Origin of the sequence: Brevibacillus humidisoli (assembly GCF_020923435.1) — a bacterium.
Taxonomy (GTDB): domain Bacteria; phylum Bacillota; class Bacilli; order Brevibacillales; family Brevibacillaceae; genus Brevibacillus_E; species Brevibacillus_E humidisoli.
Window position 1 is genome coordinate 2,197,083 of sequence record NZ_CP087263.1, and the last position, 14,700, is coordinate 2,211,782.

Genomic DNA, 14,700 nt, shown 5'->3' on the forward strand with positions numbered 1-14,700 from the left:
TTTCTCCAACATTTTACTCCCTCACGTCTACGTAAAAGATTGTCATATCGGACAAACTAGGCGAGACAGCTGATAAGGGAGGCCCAAGCGATGAAGAGAATCAAACCTCTGCACGCATTGTTAATCGCAGTTCTGATCTCCGCCGTCGCATTCACGGCAACGCTGCAAGACGCAGCCGATGCCTTTAGCAAGCGGATTGTCGAGGTAGGGATGACCGGCAAGGATGTGCGGGAAATGCAAGGCAGGCTCAAACTGCTGGGATTCTACACGGGCAAAGTGGACGGGAAGTTTGGCTGGCGAAGCTACTGGGCACTGCGAAACTTTCAGTACGAGTTTGGTTTGAAAGTGGATGGCATCCTCGGTCCCAAGTCGAAACTGAAACTGTACAATGCCACCAAACACTATCGCCCGACCGCAGAGGAACTAGGTGTACCGACACGGCGTGCACCGCAGCCCGCACCAGCGCGTGAGCAGCCAACCAGAGTCGTACATTCATCCGGCTACTCAGCCAACGATCTGAAGCTAATGGCTAATGCCGTCTACGGAGAAGCACGGGGAGAGCCGTACATCGGGCAAGTGGCGATCGCGGCAGTGATTTTGAACCGTGTGCAAAATGCAAACTTCCCGGATACGCCAGCTGCGGTGATTTTTGAACCACGTGCCTTTACTGCCGTAGCAGATGGCCAAATCTGGCTAACCCCCAACAATAAAGCAAAGAAAGCGGTGCAGGATGCACTCAAAGGATGGGATCCTTCAAGTGGGGCGCTGTATTACTTTAATCCGAACACTGCTACATCTGACTGGATCTGGAGCAGGCCTCAGATTAAACGAATCGGCAAACATATCTTCTGCCGTTGACAGATATCCGGGGATATCTGTCTTTTTCCGTTCGCAGCGATAGCTGAGCTGATCGCTGGAAAAAAAGCGGCGTCCAGGTGTTCCCCGGTCGCCGCGCTGATTACCTCTGGTACTGCACATGTTGGGCCATTTTAATAAAACTCTCTTCACGCTCCATTACGCCGCACACACCACACTGCACTAGATAAGATTCACCCGTGTACGGCTGGTGAAACGGATCAAGTTGATCGGGTGACAGTTCTGCCACCACATTTCCGTTCTGGGGATCAAGTCTGACGGAGCGTGGTACCTGTTCTACGATGTTAAAACGCATACGGTTTGATTTACAGTTGGGACAGAGATAGGGAGATGCCATCCGTTGAGCCTCCTTTCTCGATCAGGTAAAATTGCCGGTCATCACGCTTAGTCTTTCCCCTCTCAGGACTGCTATTCTTTGACTTCTCTGCAACGATAGTGACAATCTTTGTCCCTTTGGTTACACTAATGATTGTGAAAAGGGACTGGAAAAAAGAACCTGGGGTGAATCAAGTGAACCAGCGATTGTTTTTTACACTTGTCGGAATCAGTTTTGCGCTAGCCGCCGCCGCTCATTTCCTCACAGAGAGCGAAACCTTTAAGTTCATCACAGCATCTGCAGCGATAATTTTTCTCGCTGCCTGGCTGGGCAAAGCCACTGAAAGCGTTGCCCATTACGCCGGTGATCGCATGGGAGGCTTCTTAAACGCGACATTTGGAAATGCGGCCGAACTGATCATCGCTTTTTTTCTGGTGAAAGAAGGATTTTACGATATGGTCAAAGCCTCGATTACAGGGGCCATTATCGGCAATATGCTGCTTGTTCTTGGATTAAGCGTGCTGCTGGGGGGACTCAAGTTCAAAGAGCAGACCTTCAATGGCAGACTGGCTGGTCACAACGCCTCCCTGATGACCTTGGCTATGGTTGTGCTGTTTATCCCTGCCGTCTTTATGGGCGGACTGCCGGAAGGGAAAATCAGTACATTAAGCATCGTCATATCAGTCATCTTGATCATCGCCTACATCCTCTGGCTCATATTCTCGATGATCACGCACAAAGAGTTCCTGTCCGATATTGAACCTCATGACAGTGAACCTGTCTGGTCAAAAGGCGTCTCCGTTGTGATGCTGATTACAGCCACATTCTTCGTGGCACTCGTCTCGGAATGGCTGGTACATAGCATAGAAGTGGTTTCCCATGAACTGGGCTGGTCAGAGCTGTTTGTCGGAGCATTTGTGATTGCAATTATCGGGAATGCGGCTGAACATAGCGCGGCACTCTTCCTGGCGATGAAAAACCGGATCGGCGCCGCCGTAGAAATCGCCGTCGGCTCCAGCTTGCAGATCGCCTTGTTTGTTGCTCCTACACTGGTGCTGATCAGCTTGCTGTTCGGTTCTACGCCCATGAACATCGTGTTCACACCTTTTGAGCTTACCGCAATTGGTGTCAGCACCTTGATTGCCATTTCCATCTCTCGTGACGGCGCAACCAACTGGTACGAAGGTGTTTTGCTGTTAGCCGTCTACATTATTCTCGGTACAGCATTTTTCTTCGCCTGAAAAAGGAAAGCAAGGGGGATTACCCCTCGCTTGTATTGTTATACAGTTCGTGCAGGTGGGCTAACTTTCGCTCCAGGTTGCCCATGATTTCCCGACCGTCTTCGTCATCGATTAATCCAAGCCGTACGGCGAATTCAATCTCACGCGAGAGCCCGAACATCTGAGTGTCGAGCACCTCTTCGTAAAGAGGGCACTGCGGCATGGTCAGGTTTTCCATCTGAACGTCAATTAACTTATAAATCTTTTCCGCATCCGCTCGCAGCAGCGCTAGAGCTTTGCTTACCATGTCGGGAATCCTAACCTCTGTCAAAACCTATCCCTCCGTTTGACTCAATCCTTACCATACATAGTACGCGATTCTCTCGCATTTGAAAAGAGGAGATCGGTGTCGAACCTGCTTTTCCCTGCGCTCCAACATTCGCCATGTCTAGAAAATGCTTAGATTCCACTCTTTTGAAAGCTCTTCCAAAAACAGAACTCCTGCGAGAGAATTCCCTTTATCGTTTAAGGCAGGTCCGTAAACGCCAATTCCCATCTTGTTTGGTACGGAAGCCAGAATTCCTCCGCCAACTCCGCTTTTGGCGGGTATTCCGGCATCGATGGCAAACGCACCAGAGGCGTTATACATTCCGCATGTCACCATGAAACTCTTGCAGATCCGTGCGTACTCTGGCGGCACCAGCTGCTGTTTGGTCTGGGGGTGGATGCCGTTGTTGGCGAGTACGACGGCAATAGCTGAGACGTCCTCAGTCGTCGCCTCGATCGAACAGTGCAAAAAGTACAGGTCGAGTACTTCCTCCACATCTCCCTCGATGATGCCGCTGTCCTTCATGAAGTAGGCTAACGCTCGGTTGCGGTCCGCTGTTGCCCGCTCGGATTTGTACACATGCTGATTGACTCCAAGGGTGTGGTTTCCCGACATCTGTTTTAACAGATCAAGAACTTTGTCAAGACGCTCCTGTACGTCTCTGCCCTTGATCAGACTGCTGACCGCAATTGCCCCTGCATTAATCATCGGATTGAGCGGTTTGTGCGGTGTCATCGTCTCCAGCTTGACGATCGAGTTGAAGGGATCGCCGGTAGGTTCCTTGCCGACGACAGCAAAGACCTCATCAGGACCTCGATCCATCAGGGCAATCAACAGCGAAAACAGCTTGGAAATGCTTTGCAGCGTAAATCGTTTCGCACTATCACCCACGGAATAAGTGGCCCCATTGAGGAACGTAACACTTACCCCTAAATCGCGTGGACTGCTCTTCGACAATTCCGGGATGTATGCAGCAACTTCTCCTTTCTCAGCGTACGGAGAGACCCGCTCTCTTATCTGTTGAAGGGTAGGAATAATCTGATGTTCGTTCCAGTAAAGTCCTTCCATCCGAGCACTCCTTTTCCAGTTAGGGTAAACCTCTTCTATTCTACGTCCAGGAAAAATCACGTGTCAAACGGTAGCCTGATTGCTGAGAGAGAGGGGTTTGCGATACAATGATACAGGCAAATAGAGAAGAAGGCCATCTCGATAGGAGGACCAGCAGATGAGCGATGTGATAGTGATCCGTGGTGCCGTTGCCTACACCATTACCTTGGACCCCAGTGTTTGGATCTTTGATGAGCGAAAAATTGACCTCCGTTCTTATGATTTCACAAAAGAATCGTCACAGAACGAACAAGAAAGGTACGCATCGGAAGCAGGAGCCCAATGGGATAAGGAGCTGCAGGAAGGTGCTCCGCTGCCTAGCCATCAACAACGCAGCTTGGCAGCAGAACGAAAAGTGCTGGAAGGTGATTATGGCATCAATCTGGCACCTTTTCTGGATCATGCCGAACCGCTGCCTGGGGCGACAACCGTCGTGATTCACCGGGAAGGCAAGCAGCCGGTTACCCTGCCGCTCCAGGAAGCGCGACGGGCCATTTTGCAGTTTGCCAAGGGGGGCAAGCCAATCCGTGACAATGGCCCGGTCTTAATGTATTTGCCGGAACAAGTGAAAAACGGCGAAGAGCCGCTTGACGCCATCACCTCATTTGAAGTGAGGATAGACGAGGCATAGCTCATCTCTCTTTGAAAGCCGCAGCCCTTTCACCTCGTGCCGCCAGCCTGAGGCCAGCAAACCGGCAAAAAACGAAAACGCCACCCCGCAGGGTGGCGAAGCGACAAGTGAAGTCACGGTCTGACGTCAATCATCTCGGTTTATGCTGGCCTCGTCGCTGGATCATGGGTGCTGGCCTGACGCCGCTGCAGATTGCGCCGTTCGATCTCGTTGGATAACAGCTCAATAAAGGCTGGTTCAAGTTGCAGGCTGACAGCACGCTCATATACTTCCAGCAGAAGCGAATCACTTACGTATCTCACGTCTGTCACCACCTTTTTTTATGGGCATTGTAGCATGGAACACAAGGTCGAACAACCACATGGATATCCACAAGGGCTGTGTAAAAGGTGTTAGCAAGGTGTGTACAATCTGTGTACAAAAGTCTCTTTCCCTTTTCTGTCAATGTGGATTATGATCATTCACTTATCCACAACAACCCGATAATTGTCGAAAGATATAATGCGGGATGCTGCTCAAAATAGAAAAATCCCCGTTGCGGGGATTTTTAGCTAGTATGTCCTTCGTTCCTATCATACGAACTCGTTGTCGTCTCTGCTCTGCCCCGACATTACGTATGAACGGACAACCGGACAATCTCTGTTATGACAACCATGGTGAAGACGACGAATCCGATAGAGCTTGTAACTAGCAGCATACGCTTTAGTTTTTTACGCTCCTCCATGTTCTTGTCCATCTCCTTCTTTTTCAAGAAATCTGTCTCTACTCTATTATACGGGATAATCGCCTAAAAGGTTACAACCAACTTGAATCTTTTGGAAAAATTTCTAGACAATGTTCGCCTTTTTTCATGCCGTATGGCCAGGTAGATTCACCCTGTTCCTCTCCTTCTCCTCCATCTGATGCAGGTTCCACGCGACTGCCATGCCAACCAGGAGACAGATCATCCACGGCAGCCAGTCAAACCCTATCTCCCGGCCCAGATCGTACATCCAGCCGCCAAGGAATGTGCCGATTGAACCGCCAAATGCGAGGGAATAGCCGTTAAATCCGTAGTAGGCCCCGATGTGTTCCTTTGGTGCAAAACGCGGTACCATGTCGACCAGGTATGGAACAGAGATCATCGTTCCCAGAGCGAAGATAAAGGCGTCCAGCATGATGAACCACAATGAATCGGCAAATGAGAGCAAGAACAAACCAATACCCATCACCAGTGCTCCGATCCCGATCAACGTAAAACGACGAGTATATCCCTCCAACCAGTGCGTCACCTTCATCTGAAGCAAAATGATCGAAATCGAGATGGTAGCCAGGACAATCCCCACGGCTTCCTTGCTGTGCAGGACATCTTCCGTAAACTGGGGCACAGCGAGGAAGATTTGCATGTTCAAGTAGTAAAAGCCTATCAGGATGACCGTGTAGCGCAGAAACGGTCGGTCTCTCAAAACATGTACAATCCCGTCACTCCACTTGCCTGTAGTGTTTTGTGCCTGAACCGGCGGCAGAAACACCAGCGCCAGCAGTGTGGCAACGAAGTACAGCGTGCCGGAAAAGATCGACAACCAGAAAAAGTCAACACCAGCCAGTATCGTGCCAGCGATCTGGGAGCCAACAACACCGATATTGGTCAGCACATTGCGAAAGGCAAAAACCTCTTTCCGAATCGTTTCCGGGGTTAAGATGGCGTAGCTGGCTGCGCAGGCAGGCTCAAACAACGAACCGCCCAATCCGGATAGTACTGCTGCAGCGAAGAACTGCCAGGTTTCCGTACAGAAGGCGAATAGCAGGAACCCTGCGCCACGGACGATTAGCCCGAGCAGCATCGTCCCCTTATAGCCAAATATATCGGCAGTGATCCCACCCAGAAAAGCAAAACCCTGCTGAGAAAACTGACGGACGGCGAGTACAAGCCCAGCCATCGCCACTGTCCAGGCAAAACTGTCAGTCAGATGCAGGGTCAGGTAGGGAATCAAAGCATAGAAGCCCATATTCATCAAAAACGACAGCACATACAGCCACTTGACAGACGAAGGTGTCAGCTTCCATATTTCTCTCTTCATGAATGGTCCTCTCTCTTCCTCATTTGACGATTTCGCGGTATGATCAGCATAAAAGAATGATTATGATTTGGGAAACGAATGTTTTTGCATACAGTAATCAATAAATACGATAAGAGGTAGAACCGAGATGGACTTTGATCAATTACGTGCCTTTTACACGGTGGCTCAGACTAAAAACTTTACCAAAGCAGCTGAACTGCTGCATCTGGTACAATCGACGGTCACCATGCGTATCAAACAATTGGAAGAGAGAGTGGGCAAACCGCTGTTTATACGGGATAAACGGAGTGTGGAGATTACCCAGGCTGGACGGGCGCTTTTGCCATATGCCGAGCGGATTCTAAAGCTGGCCCATGAGGGGTTGAGCGAAGTCGCAGCCTTACAGCCTTACGAGGACAGACTCTCCATTGGCAGCCTCGACTCTATCTGGAGCTTTTTGCTGGAGCCGATCCTCAAAGAGTACCATCTGCGCTATCCCAAAATTGCTGTTCGTACCAAAACAGGGCACTCTTCTGATGTCATTCAATATCTTCATGACCATATCATTCAGATCGGGATCGTCTACATCCCGCCAACCCTGCCCAACTTTGAAGTCATCCCCTTCTACAATGACGAAATCGTTCTGGTAGCTCACCCGGATCATCCGATCGCCCGCATCGGTGTGATCGACATCAGCGAGATTGCCACCCTGCCGCTTCTGTTCGTCAACTGGGGACAACCCTTTCAACAATGGATATCACAAACCCTGCCACCCGGCTACGTGCCAAAACTGCAAGTAGACAAAGCTCAGTTGGCGATTGATCTCGTGAAGGAAGGGGTCGGAGTCAGCCTGATGACCCGCTCGGCGGTGAAAGTGGAACTGGCCCAAGGAGAGCTGGTGCAAATCGACATCTCCGGAAGCAAACCGCCGCAGCGACCGGCATACGTCGTCCTGCCGCGTGAGAAAAAAAACAGACCCAGCGTGGAAAAGTGGCTGGGTCTGATGCGAGAGTTCGGCTACTCTCTGTGAACCGAGATGGGAGCACTCGGTTTCCGGGATCGAGAAAAGAAGTTCCGTATCACTGTCTCATAAAGTGCGATGATGATTAGAAGCCAGGCTGCTCCCCCGAACATGCCGGCGAGAACGTCACTGGTGTAGTGGACTCCGAGGTAGATCCGGCTTAAGCAGATGAGCAGAGCTGTAACGATGGCTGCAGCGAGCAGGATGCGTACCAGCAGCCGGTTTCCATACAGTCGATGGAGCAGATAGCCGACAAGCAGGTAAAAGGGAGCACTAACCATCGCATGTCCACTTGGAAACGAATAAGACTCGGGCAGGTCAATCAAGTTTATGCCATCTGGTCGTGGTCGGGCAAACCAGTCTTTGAGCAGGTCGTTCAGGTTTTCCCCCAACAGCAGCAGCAGGGCTACCGCCAACGCTTCTGCAAAACGTCGCAGCACGACGGCGGCGATGACCAGGCAGGCCGCGATGGGGGCAACCACTTTGCCATTCCCCAAGGTGCTAAACAAAATCATTACGTCCGTCGTGAATGATGTGCTCAAGCTGGAAAGCAGGTTGTAGCCCGTACGATCCAACCAGTCAAAGCTGCTGCGTGATGCAAATACGGCAATTGTGACAAACATCAGCAAACAGAATAATATCCAACCGACCAACGGCCTTATGTGGGGATTGTTTTGCATGGTTCCCTATTCCCTCCCTCTTCCATTAGTTGGCGAAGCGCCAAGGCGAACTGCCGATCGTCTTCCGCTGTACGGGGAGGTATACCGGGTGTCTTTCCGCCCGCCCGCCGATGCCGCGCTCGTTCATGGCGTACTTCCAATTGGAACGGAATCGTATCTGGATCGTACAAATGGCCAAGAACGGAGAGCGCCCTCGCTTTCTTGCCCATGACGAGTGCGGCTAGTCCAATATCTTGTGTGATCACAATATCTCCTGCTGTCGCATCGTTTGCAAGTCGCAGATCGACCGCCTCCGGCCCAGGATCCACCACGATGTGGTCTGCCCTGTCCTGGTAGTGATCGATGGTTGCATACGTGATGCATCTCCAGCCTTTCCCTGCACATAGTTCTTCAGCAATCCTCAGCGCCTGTCTAGGGCAGGCGTCTGCGTCGATCAGTACCCGTCGGCTCATTTGCTTCCTCCCGTGTATCTGTGAACAACGTGTATCTGTGAACAATATGTACGTCTTCCCCTTTTCTGGTATGATAATAAGACGAAAGAGAGGGGAAAAGCGTTGCGCTACGAATTCGTCCACGATGATCGGCTCGGCATCAGACTGCCCATGCTCTACCACGACTGGGACGAGTATACGGCGGAAGAACGCGCCGACATGCTGTTTACCTGGGAAGAGATCAGAGCAAAAATTCCCGACCGCATCATGCACTTGGAATCAATCATTGCTAAAAAGCAGCAGCAGTTGGCGGAAGAAGAAGATTTTGGGCACTGCTGCCGACTCAACAGCGAGATTGCCGAGTTGGCAAGCATCATAAACGACTTGAATATCTGGTTTCGCGTTCAACAGGACTATGCTACACAGCATACCCACCAGTAATCATATCGTGACGCAAACACCACTGCGGTTGGATGGACGTTGTGGTGTTTGCTTTTTCAAGCACTTTTTTCATCCCGGATGCTCCATTTTTTCCGCCACATCTCCACCACCATGTGGCCTTGTCTAACAAGAAATACCCCAAACAGAATCAGACCAGCCCCTAGCCACTGCCAGCCATTCATCTGCTCATCGAGCCAGAGCATGGCGATCAGAATCGCGGTTACCGGCACTAGATACAGATAGGGCATCGTTCGTGAGGGGCCGAGTACCTCAATCCCATAGTTCCATGCAACCAGTGCGTAAGCGGTAACCGGGTAAGCAGCGTATAGAAGAGACCACCAGGCTGCCGCCGGGAGCTGGCTCCAGTCCACCTGAAACCATTCTGGCCCACAGTATACGGCCAGCATCACAGCTCCGAATACAGAAGTGTAAAAAGTGAGTTTGATCGAGGAGTACCGTTTTGATAGGCCGGTGATGGTAAATGGATAGAGTCCGAACAGCAAGCTTGCAGTCAGCGCGAGCAGATCGCCAAACAAGGTATCCTCTTCAAATGAAATGGCCTCTGCTCCCAAGCCTTTGATCAAGAAGACCCCAAGTACAGACAATACCGAGCCGACGAGCAGGGTAATGCCCAGTTTCTCCTGTCGGCCAATGACTGCTCCCATCACAGTAAACAGTGGTGCCATCGAGATGAGCAGCGAGCTGTTTGTTGCGGTCGTATATTTGACCGCAGAAATAAACAACGTCTGATAGAGGGCAATCCCCACCAAAGCAGCAAACAATAGTGCGGGAATATCTCGTTTTGCAATGGCCAGGTTGCCGTCTCTCCACTTCACGATCACCAGCAGTACAGGAATGACCAATAAAAAGCGGGTAAGGGTAAATACCTCAGGAGAAAGGGACTGCATCCCGTATTTGCCAATGGTATAACTGGCTCCCCAAACCAGGACCACCACCGCCATCATTAGGTCCACCGTCAGTTTACGCATGAATTTGTTCCTTCCTCGTCATGCCGTACGGCTCCCTCATCAGATGCTCCCAAAACGGAATCGTTCGTTGAATCAACGGCCCAGTGAAGACGGCAACCAGCAGTGTTCCGATCGATACAGGGCCACCCAACAGCCAACCTACCGTCAGCATGAACAGCTCAATAGTGAAACGAACACGCTGGATACTCCAGCCCATTCGCTCATTTAAGGCAAGCATCAAACTGTCTCGCGGTCCGGCGCCAAGTCGCGGTGAGATATACATGCCGATCCCGATCGAAAACAGCAGCAGTCCTGCGCCGAACCAGCATCCCTTCAGCAGAAGCCGATCTGCTCGTGGGACGAAGTCGAGCCACACAAACAGATCAATAAACAGTCCAAACAACAGCATATTCAGGACGGTTCCCACCCCTGGCTTCACTCTGGCAATGAAATAGGAGAGAAAAATGACAATCCCCCCGACGATCTGCGACCAGATCCCAATGGTTAGGCCAAGCGTCTGGGTCAACCCTATATGCAGCACATCCCATGAGGCAACACCCATATCGGCCTGAATCATCAACAAGCACCCGAAAGCCATCACCGCAAGCCCAAGGGTAAACATCGTGTACCGGATCAACAGTGCTCTCTCTTTCCCCCGTGATCCCACCTTGCTCCACCATCTCCTATCCTCATCGTCGATGTTTCTCTATGGTTCATCTCTAGTTCTATCACACTTTTACCGCTTCGTCACCTGTGGAGCCGGCCGAATACTCGTTGTCCTGCATTCGGTTTCTCCTGATGGGTACCGATAGGAAATCAGCAGCCAATCGGGTGTTGGGAAAGACCGACTGCGCCTCGCTCAGCAATTCAGCCATCCCCACCTCTGCTCGCTCCCCATCATATCGCGGACTAAAATGGGTCAGGATCAGGCTGTGTACCTTCGCGGAGTCTGCAATCTGGGCCGCCTGCAAAGCAGTTGAATGGCCGCTTCGCTCCGCCAGTTCCAAATGCGCATGAGCAAAGGTGGCTTCATGAATCAACAGATCCGCTCCCCCCGCCAAACGGACAACCGTATCACATGGAGCAGTATCCCCACTGTAAACCAGCTTTCTGCCTCTCTGTGGAGGCCCGATGAATGCATCTCCATGAACAATCCGACCGTCTGGAAGTTGTACCGTCTCTCCCCGTTTCAGTCTGCCATAGACCGGTCCTGGAGCGATGCCTGCCTGCTTGGCCAAATCCTGCCGGAACGCTCCCTGCTGCTCCGGTTCCACTACTGCATAGGCAAGGGCATGGCCTCGATGACTGACTTCTCCGCACTCCACAGCAATCCCATTCTCCATAACCTGCCTTCCCGCAGAGACGATCTCCACCTTGAGAGGGTACTGCAAATGCACCCCGCTGGTCATCATAACTCCTTCAATATAACGATCCAACCCAGGAGGGCCGTACACCGTGACCGGCGAAAGTGCACCGCCACGCAGGGAGCGGCTGGCGAGAAGCCCGATTAACCCGTAGAGGTGGTCTCCATGCAAATGGGTGATGAAGATCTTCTCCAGTTGGTTTAACTTTAACGTGGAGCGCATAATCTGCTGTTGTGTTCCCTCGCCGCAGTCGAACAGCCACCATTTGCCTCGTTGGATGAACCATAGTGCGATCGCACTCACATTGCGCCGCAGCGTCGGGGCGCCTGAACCGGTACCAAGAAACGTGACGATCATCCTGCTCCTCCCCCTTTCCATCTGCCTCCTATCATTGGTGAGTTTTCCCCATTGCAGCTATTTCTCCCCTTGCTGTCCCCGTGCCTACATCCCACCAGCTATTTATTACATTTTCTTTAAGATCTTGTTGAATGGGTTGACGATTGGAATATCCTGCATAATAATTTCAAATACAGTTATTTATAGATATTTTTTCATGAAAAACTAAATAGATACAATTTGGAGGGAGAGAAAACTGTGAAACATCATTCACCAGTTTCTGTTGCTGTGGTAGGAGGAGGTGCTGCCTGCGTCTCGCTTGTTCACTACTTAGTAGAGAATGGAAGTCCCGGATTACTGCAGGTTACCGTTTTTGAAGCGAACGGGCTAGTGGGTCCCGGAGTAGCGTACCAGCAGGACAGCCATGTTTTATTACTAAACAGGGTGGCCCAGAGTATGTCCGTCATAGCTGAAGACGCGGCGCACTTCCGCAAGTGGTTGTGTTCCCGCTCGATTCACGATTTATTCTACGATGGGATCCATCAATCATTCCCCTCACGCAGTTTGTTCGGCACCTATTTGCGGGACGTTTTTGAACGAACCCTTCTAAAGGCAGATCAAAAATCATTACCCATAGAAATTGTGAACAAGGAGGTCATCCATATCCAGAAAAAAGATCAATATCACTTGATGACCCGTGATGGAGAGAGTTCTGCGTTTGACCTGGTGATTCTTTGCATTGGTCATACTTCACCAATCGATTACTTCAACAATGACCAAACTTCCTACCAGCCGCGATTTCTCACAAAGCAAGCAATTACCGACATCCTCCAAAAACGCGGTGTCGTGAAACTATATGATATTGTCCGCCTGTTGCGCAGGGAACTACGACAACACGGTGAAGATTGGCATGGATGCCTTTAGTGGCGGCACCTTTTTTGCCCAGTTTGACGAAGAAGAACTCCAATCGTACGACTGGGTGATCAATGGCACTGGCTCCAGCCACAGTCTGGAACGTGGAAATTGCTCCAGCTTGCTGCTGTCTCTGCTGCACAACGGTTATGCTCAGAAACATCCGCATGGCGGAATCGTAGTAGATTTTCAGACGGGAGCCGTAGTAGATCAACATGGTCAGGCTGATCTGCACCTGCGTGCAGTAGGCCACATCACATGCGGCAACTATTACTATACCGGCTCTCTTGAGATGATCGCCAAAAAGTGTAAAGAGATCGCCAGGAACACCATTGAACTGCTTGAACACTCCACAAAAACCGCTCAACTGGTGTAGAAAGGAATACGGACGATGAACGAAACAAATACCCGACGCCAACCGATGTTACTCTTGCTGCTGATCGCTCTCGTTTGCCTTCCGCAGGCGTCAATCGGCTTGTATACCCCCTCATTACCCAAAATGACCCATTATTTTCACACGACCCATTCCCAGATCCAGCTGACCATCACCTTATACACTGTGGGGTACGCCATTTCCGTGTTGATTTGCGGCATCTTGTCGGATCGTTTTGGCAGAAAGCCGATTTTGATCAGCGGTACAGTCATCTACGTAGCAGCTACATTCGTTGCCCTGTATGCCAAATCAGTAGAGACGTTTATCGTCTGCCGGTTTTTCCAGGCGTTGGGCGGCTGCTGCGGAACGGTAGTCGCTCGCTTGATCACCAAGGACATCTATCAGCACCATGACCAGATCCGCATATTAACCTATCTGTCAACGGCAATCGCCATTACCCCGGCGATTGCCCCAATCGTGGGCGGAATTTTGGAAACGTACTATGGCTGGCAACTCCCTTTCAGTCTGTTGTTGGTTCTTTCAATCGGCATGTTGGCCGTGCTTTGTTTTTGTTTTACGGAGACGCATCATGATCGCAACTCTTCCCTTAACTTGAGCACGATTATTCGCTCGTACGGCTATCTGCTGACGCATCGCCATTTTTTGGCGTATAGCCTGGCGATTAGTTTAGCCTGGTGCGCCTATTTTTCCTTTATCAGTTACTCCCCATACTTGTTGCAGAATCTGTTGGGAGTGACCCCTGTTTTTTACGGAATCAGTTTTGCTCTTGTGGTCATCGGCTATATCACCGGCACGACCTTAACCCGAAAAGTGTCCGGTAAATGGGATCTCAACCGCATCATTCTGTACGGCAGCCTCCTGAGCATGATTGCTTCCCTGTTCTTGCTGATCGTGATCGAACTCGTCGGTTTGTCCGTCGCCGCGATCATTTTACCTATGATGGTAGTGATGGTCGGGGTTGGAGCGATTTTTCCGGCCTGCCACGCCGCGGTCATGCAACCGTTCCCCTCAATCGCAGGGACAGCTTCTGGTTTGCTTTTTTTCATTCAGATGATTGCGGGCGCCTTGTGCAACGTAATCGTTGATCCGTTCGTGGGACACACCCACCTGCCCATGGTTTTGGCGATTGTGATTTCCAGCATGTTGTTGTTTGTCTGCTTTTATTTCATGGGGTGGAAACAGCCAAAGTCACAACTGCCCACAACCTCTTCCCATTCTCATCAATGACGGGAGTACTTCCATCCTGTCTCTTCTGTTTATGCTGTTTCATCATTGGGCCGGAACTGCCTAGGCAGTTCCGGCATTTCTGTCATATATGGGCAGGCATAACCCCAGTGACGGGCGTCTTCCCACGCGAGAGAAAGCCCGTTCTCGAGCCCTGCTCTCTCTGCGATACCCCTCCTGCGGGGGAACCCGACTGCTCACATTCCCTCTCACAATGCTCCTCTCAGCGTGGACCGCATTCTGATGGATAATCTAAAGTGCCAGCCAAGCCAGAAAACGCTGGCAAAGCGGCCGATCCATCCGCATATAGATCGTTTTGATGTAAATGGGTGAAGGCACTCCTCTCCAGTCGGTTCATCTTTAGTGTGGAACGCATAATCTGCTGTTGTGCCCCCCGACCACGAGAAAACAG

Annotated in this window: 18 protein-coding genes; 8 read left to right on the forward strand and 10 right to left on the reverse strand. The window is 51.0% G+C overall.

The window, feature by feature from the left end; all coding sequences use genetic code 11:
• Positions 1–90 precede the first annotated feature (90 nt).
• Positions 91–858, forward strand: coding sequence for a spore cortex-lytic enzyme (sleB, locus tag LOK74_RS10920; RefSeq protein ID WP_230046657.1), 768 nt, complete (start codon positions 91–93; stop codon positions 856–858).
• Between the two features lie 100 nt (positions 859–958).
• Here the strand turns inward: sleB and LOK74_RS10925 are convergent, their stop codons facing one another.
• The gene (locus LOK74_RS10925; RefSeq protein ID WP_230046658.1) at positions 959–1,213 is read right to left on the reverse strand and encodes a hypothetical protein; all 255 of its coding nucleotides are present in this window, start codon (positions 1,211–1,213) and stop codon (positions 959–961) included.
• Between the two features lie 173 nt (positions 1,214–1,386).
• Here LOK74_RS10925 and cax point away from each other — a divergent pair, with 173 nt between their 5' ends.
• Positions 1,387–2,433: a calcium/proton exchanger gene (gene cax / locus LOK74_RS10930; protein WP_230046659.1), complete on the forward strand. Its 1,047-nt coding sequence runs from the start codon at positions 1,387–1,389 to the stop codon at positions 2,431–2,433.
• Positions 2,434–2,452: 19 nt separating this feature from the next.
• On the opposite strand, the gene LOK74_RS10935 is transcribed toward cax, so the two are convergent.
• Entirely contained in the window at positions 2,453–2,719 is a 267-nt protein-coding gene (locus LOK74_RS10935) for an Fpa/YlaN family protein (RefSeq protein ID WP_420908783.1), read from the reverse strand.
• Positions 2,720–2,860: 141 nt separating this feature from the next.
• Positions 2,861–3,808 (reverse strand): glutaminase A, encoded by a 948-nt coding sequence (glsA, locus tag LOK74_RS10940; protein ID WP_230046661.1) that lies wholly within the window; start codon positions 3,806–3,808, stop codon positions 2,861–2,863.
• Positions 3,809–3,965: 157 nt separating this feature from the next.
• Here glsA and LOK74_RS10945 point away from each other — a divergent pair, with 157 nt between their 5' ends.
• Positions 3,966–4,478 carry a hypothetical protein gene (locus LOK74_RS10945; protein ID WP_230046662.1) on the forward strand — a complete coding sequence of 171 codons (513 nt, stop codon included), beginning with the start codon at positions 3,966–3,968 and terminating at the stop codon, positions 4,476–4,478.
• 140 nt (positions 4,479–4,618) lie between these two features.
• On the opposite strand, the gene LOK74_RS10950 is transcribed toward LOK74_RS10945, so the two are convergent.
• Both LOK74_RS10950 and LOK74_RS10955 read right to left on the reverse strand, forming a co-directional pair.
• Positions 4,619–4,780 carry a sporulation histidine kinase inhibitor Sda gene (locus LOK74_RS10950; RefSeq protein ID WP_230046663.1) on the reverse strand — a complete coding sequence of 54 codons (162 nt, stop codon included), beginning with the start codon at positions 4,778–4,780 and terminating at the stop codon, positions 4,619–4,621.
• Between the two features lie 546 nt (positions 4,781–5,326).
• Positions 5,327–6,538 (reverse strand): MDR family MFS transporter, encoded by a 1,212-nt coding sequence (locus LOK74_RS10955; protein WP_230046664.1) that lies wholly within the window; start codon positions 6,536–6,538, stop codon positions 5,327–5,329.
• A gap of 127 nt (positions 6,539–6,665) precedes the next feature.
• Here LOK74_RS10955 and LOK74_RS10960 point away from each other — a divergent pair, with 127 nt between their 5' ends.
• Positions 6,666–7,547, forward strand: a complete 882-nt coding sequence (locus LOK74_RS10960; protein WP_230046665.1) for a LysR family transcriptional regulator — start codon at positions 6,666–6,668, stop codon at positions 7,545–7,547.
• Here the strand turns inward: LOK74_RS10960 and LOK74_RS10965 are convergent.
• Positions 7,535–8,218, reverse strand: coding sequence for a phosphatase PAP2 family protein (locus LOK74_RS10965; protein WP_230046666.1), 684 nt, complete (start codon positions 8,216–8,218; stop codon positions 7,535–7,537). The genes LOK74_RS10960 and LOK74_RS10965 overlap by 13 nt on opposite strands.
• The gene (locus LOK74_RS10970) at positions 8,197–8,670 is read right to left on the reverse strand and encodes a DUF188 domain-containing protein (protein WP_230046667.1); all 474 of its coding nucleotides are present in this window, start codon (positions 8,668–8,670) and stop codon (positions 8,197–8,199) included. Before LOK74_RS10970 ends, LOK74_RS10965 begins: the two co-directional genes overlap by 22 nt.
• Before the next feature lie 102 nt (positions 8,671–8,772).
• Here LOK74_RS10970 and LOK74_RS10975 point away from each other — a divergent pair, with 102 nt between their 5' ends.
• Positions 8,773–9,090: a hypothetical protein gene (locus tag LOK74_RS10975; RefSeq protein WP_230046668.1), complete on the forward strand. Its 318-nt coding sequence runs from the start codon at positions 8,773–8,775 to the stop codon at positions 9,088–9,090.
• 56 nt (positions 9,091–9,146) lie between these two features.
• On the opposite strand, the gene LOK74_RS10980 is transcribed toward LOK74_RS10975, so the two are convergent.
• The 3 genes from LOK74_RS10980 to rnz all read right to left on the reverse strand — a co-directional run bounded on the left by LOK74_RS10980 (position 9,147) and on the right by rnz (position 11,779).
• Complete coding sequence (locus tag LOK74_RS10980) at positions 9,147–10,079, reverse strand: DMT family transporter (protein ID WP_230046669.1); 933 nt, start codon at positions 10,077–10,079, stop codon at positions 9,147–9,149.
• Entirely contained in the window at positions 10,072–10,725 is a 654-nt protein-coding gene (locus LOK74_RS10985; RefSeq protein WP_230046670.1) for a YczE/YyaS/YitT family protein, read from the reverse strand. Before LOK74_RS10985 ends, LOK74_RS10980 begins: the two co-directional genes overlap by 8 nt.
• A 61-nt stretch (positions 10,726–10,786) precedes the next feature.
• A complete protein-coding gene (gene rnz / locus LOK74_RS10990) occupies positions 10,787–11,779 on the reverse strand; it encodes a ribonuclease Z (RefSeq protein WP_230046671.1) in 993 nt (330 codons plus the stop codon).
• 237 nt (positions 11,780–12,016) lie between these two features.
• Between rnz and LOK74_RS10995 the strand changes: the two genes are divergently transcribed.
• From LOK74_RS10995 to LOK74_RS11005, 3 genes are read left to right on the forward strand one after another with little or no spacing between them, the layout of a single operon-like run.
• Positions 12,017–12,682, forward strand: coding sequence for an FAD/NAD(P)-binding protein (locus LOK74_RS10995; protein ID WP_230046672.1), 666 nt, complete (start codon positions 12,017–12,019; stop codon positions 12,680–12,682).
• Complete coding sequence (locus tag LOK74_RS11000) at positions 12,669–13,046, forward strand: FAD/NAD(P)-binding protein (protein WP_230046673.1); 378 nt, start codon at positions 12,669–12,671, stop codon at positions 13,044–13,046. The genes LOK74_RS10995 and LOK74_RS11000 overlap by 14 nt, the downstream gene beginning before the upstream one ends.
• 15 nt (positions 13,047–13,061) lie before the next feature.
• Positions 13,062–14,291, forward strand: coding sequence for a multidrug effflux MFS transporter (locus LOK74_RS11005; protein WP_230046674.1), 1,230 nt, complete (start codon positions 13,062–13,064; stop codon positions 14,289–14,291).
• Positions 14,292–14,700 lie beyond the last annotated feature (409 nt).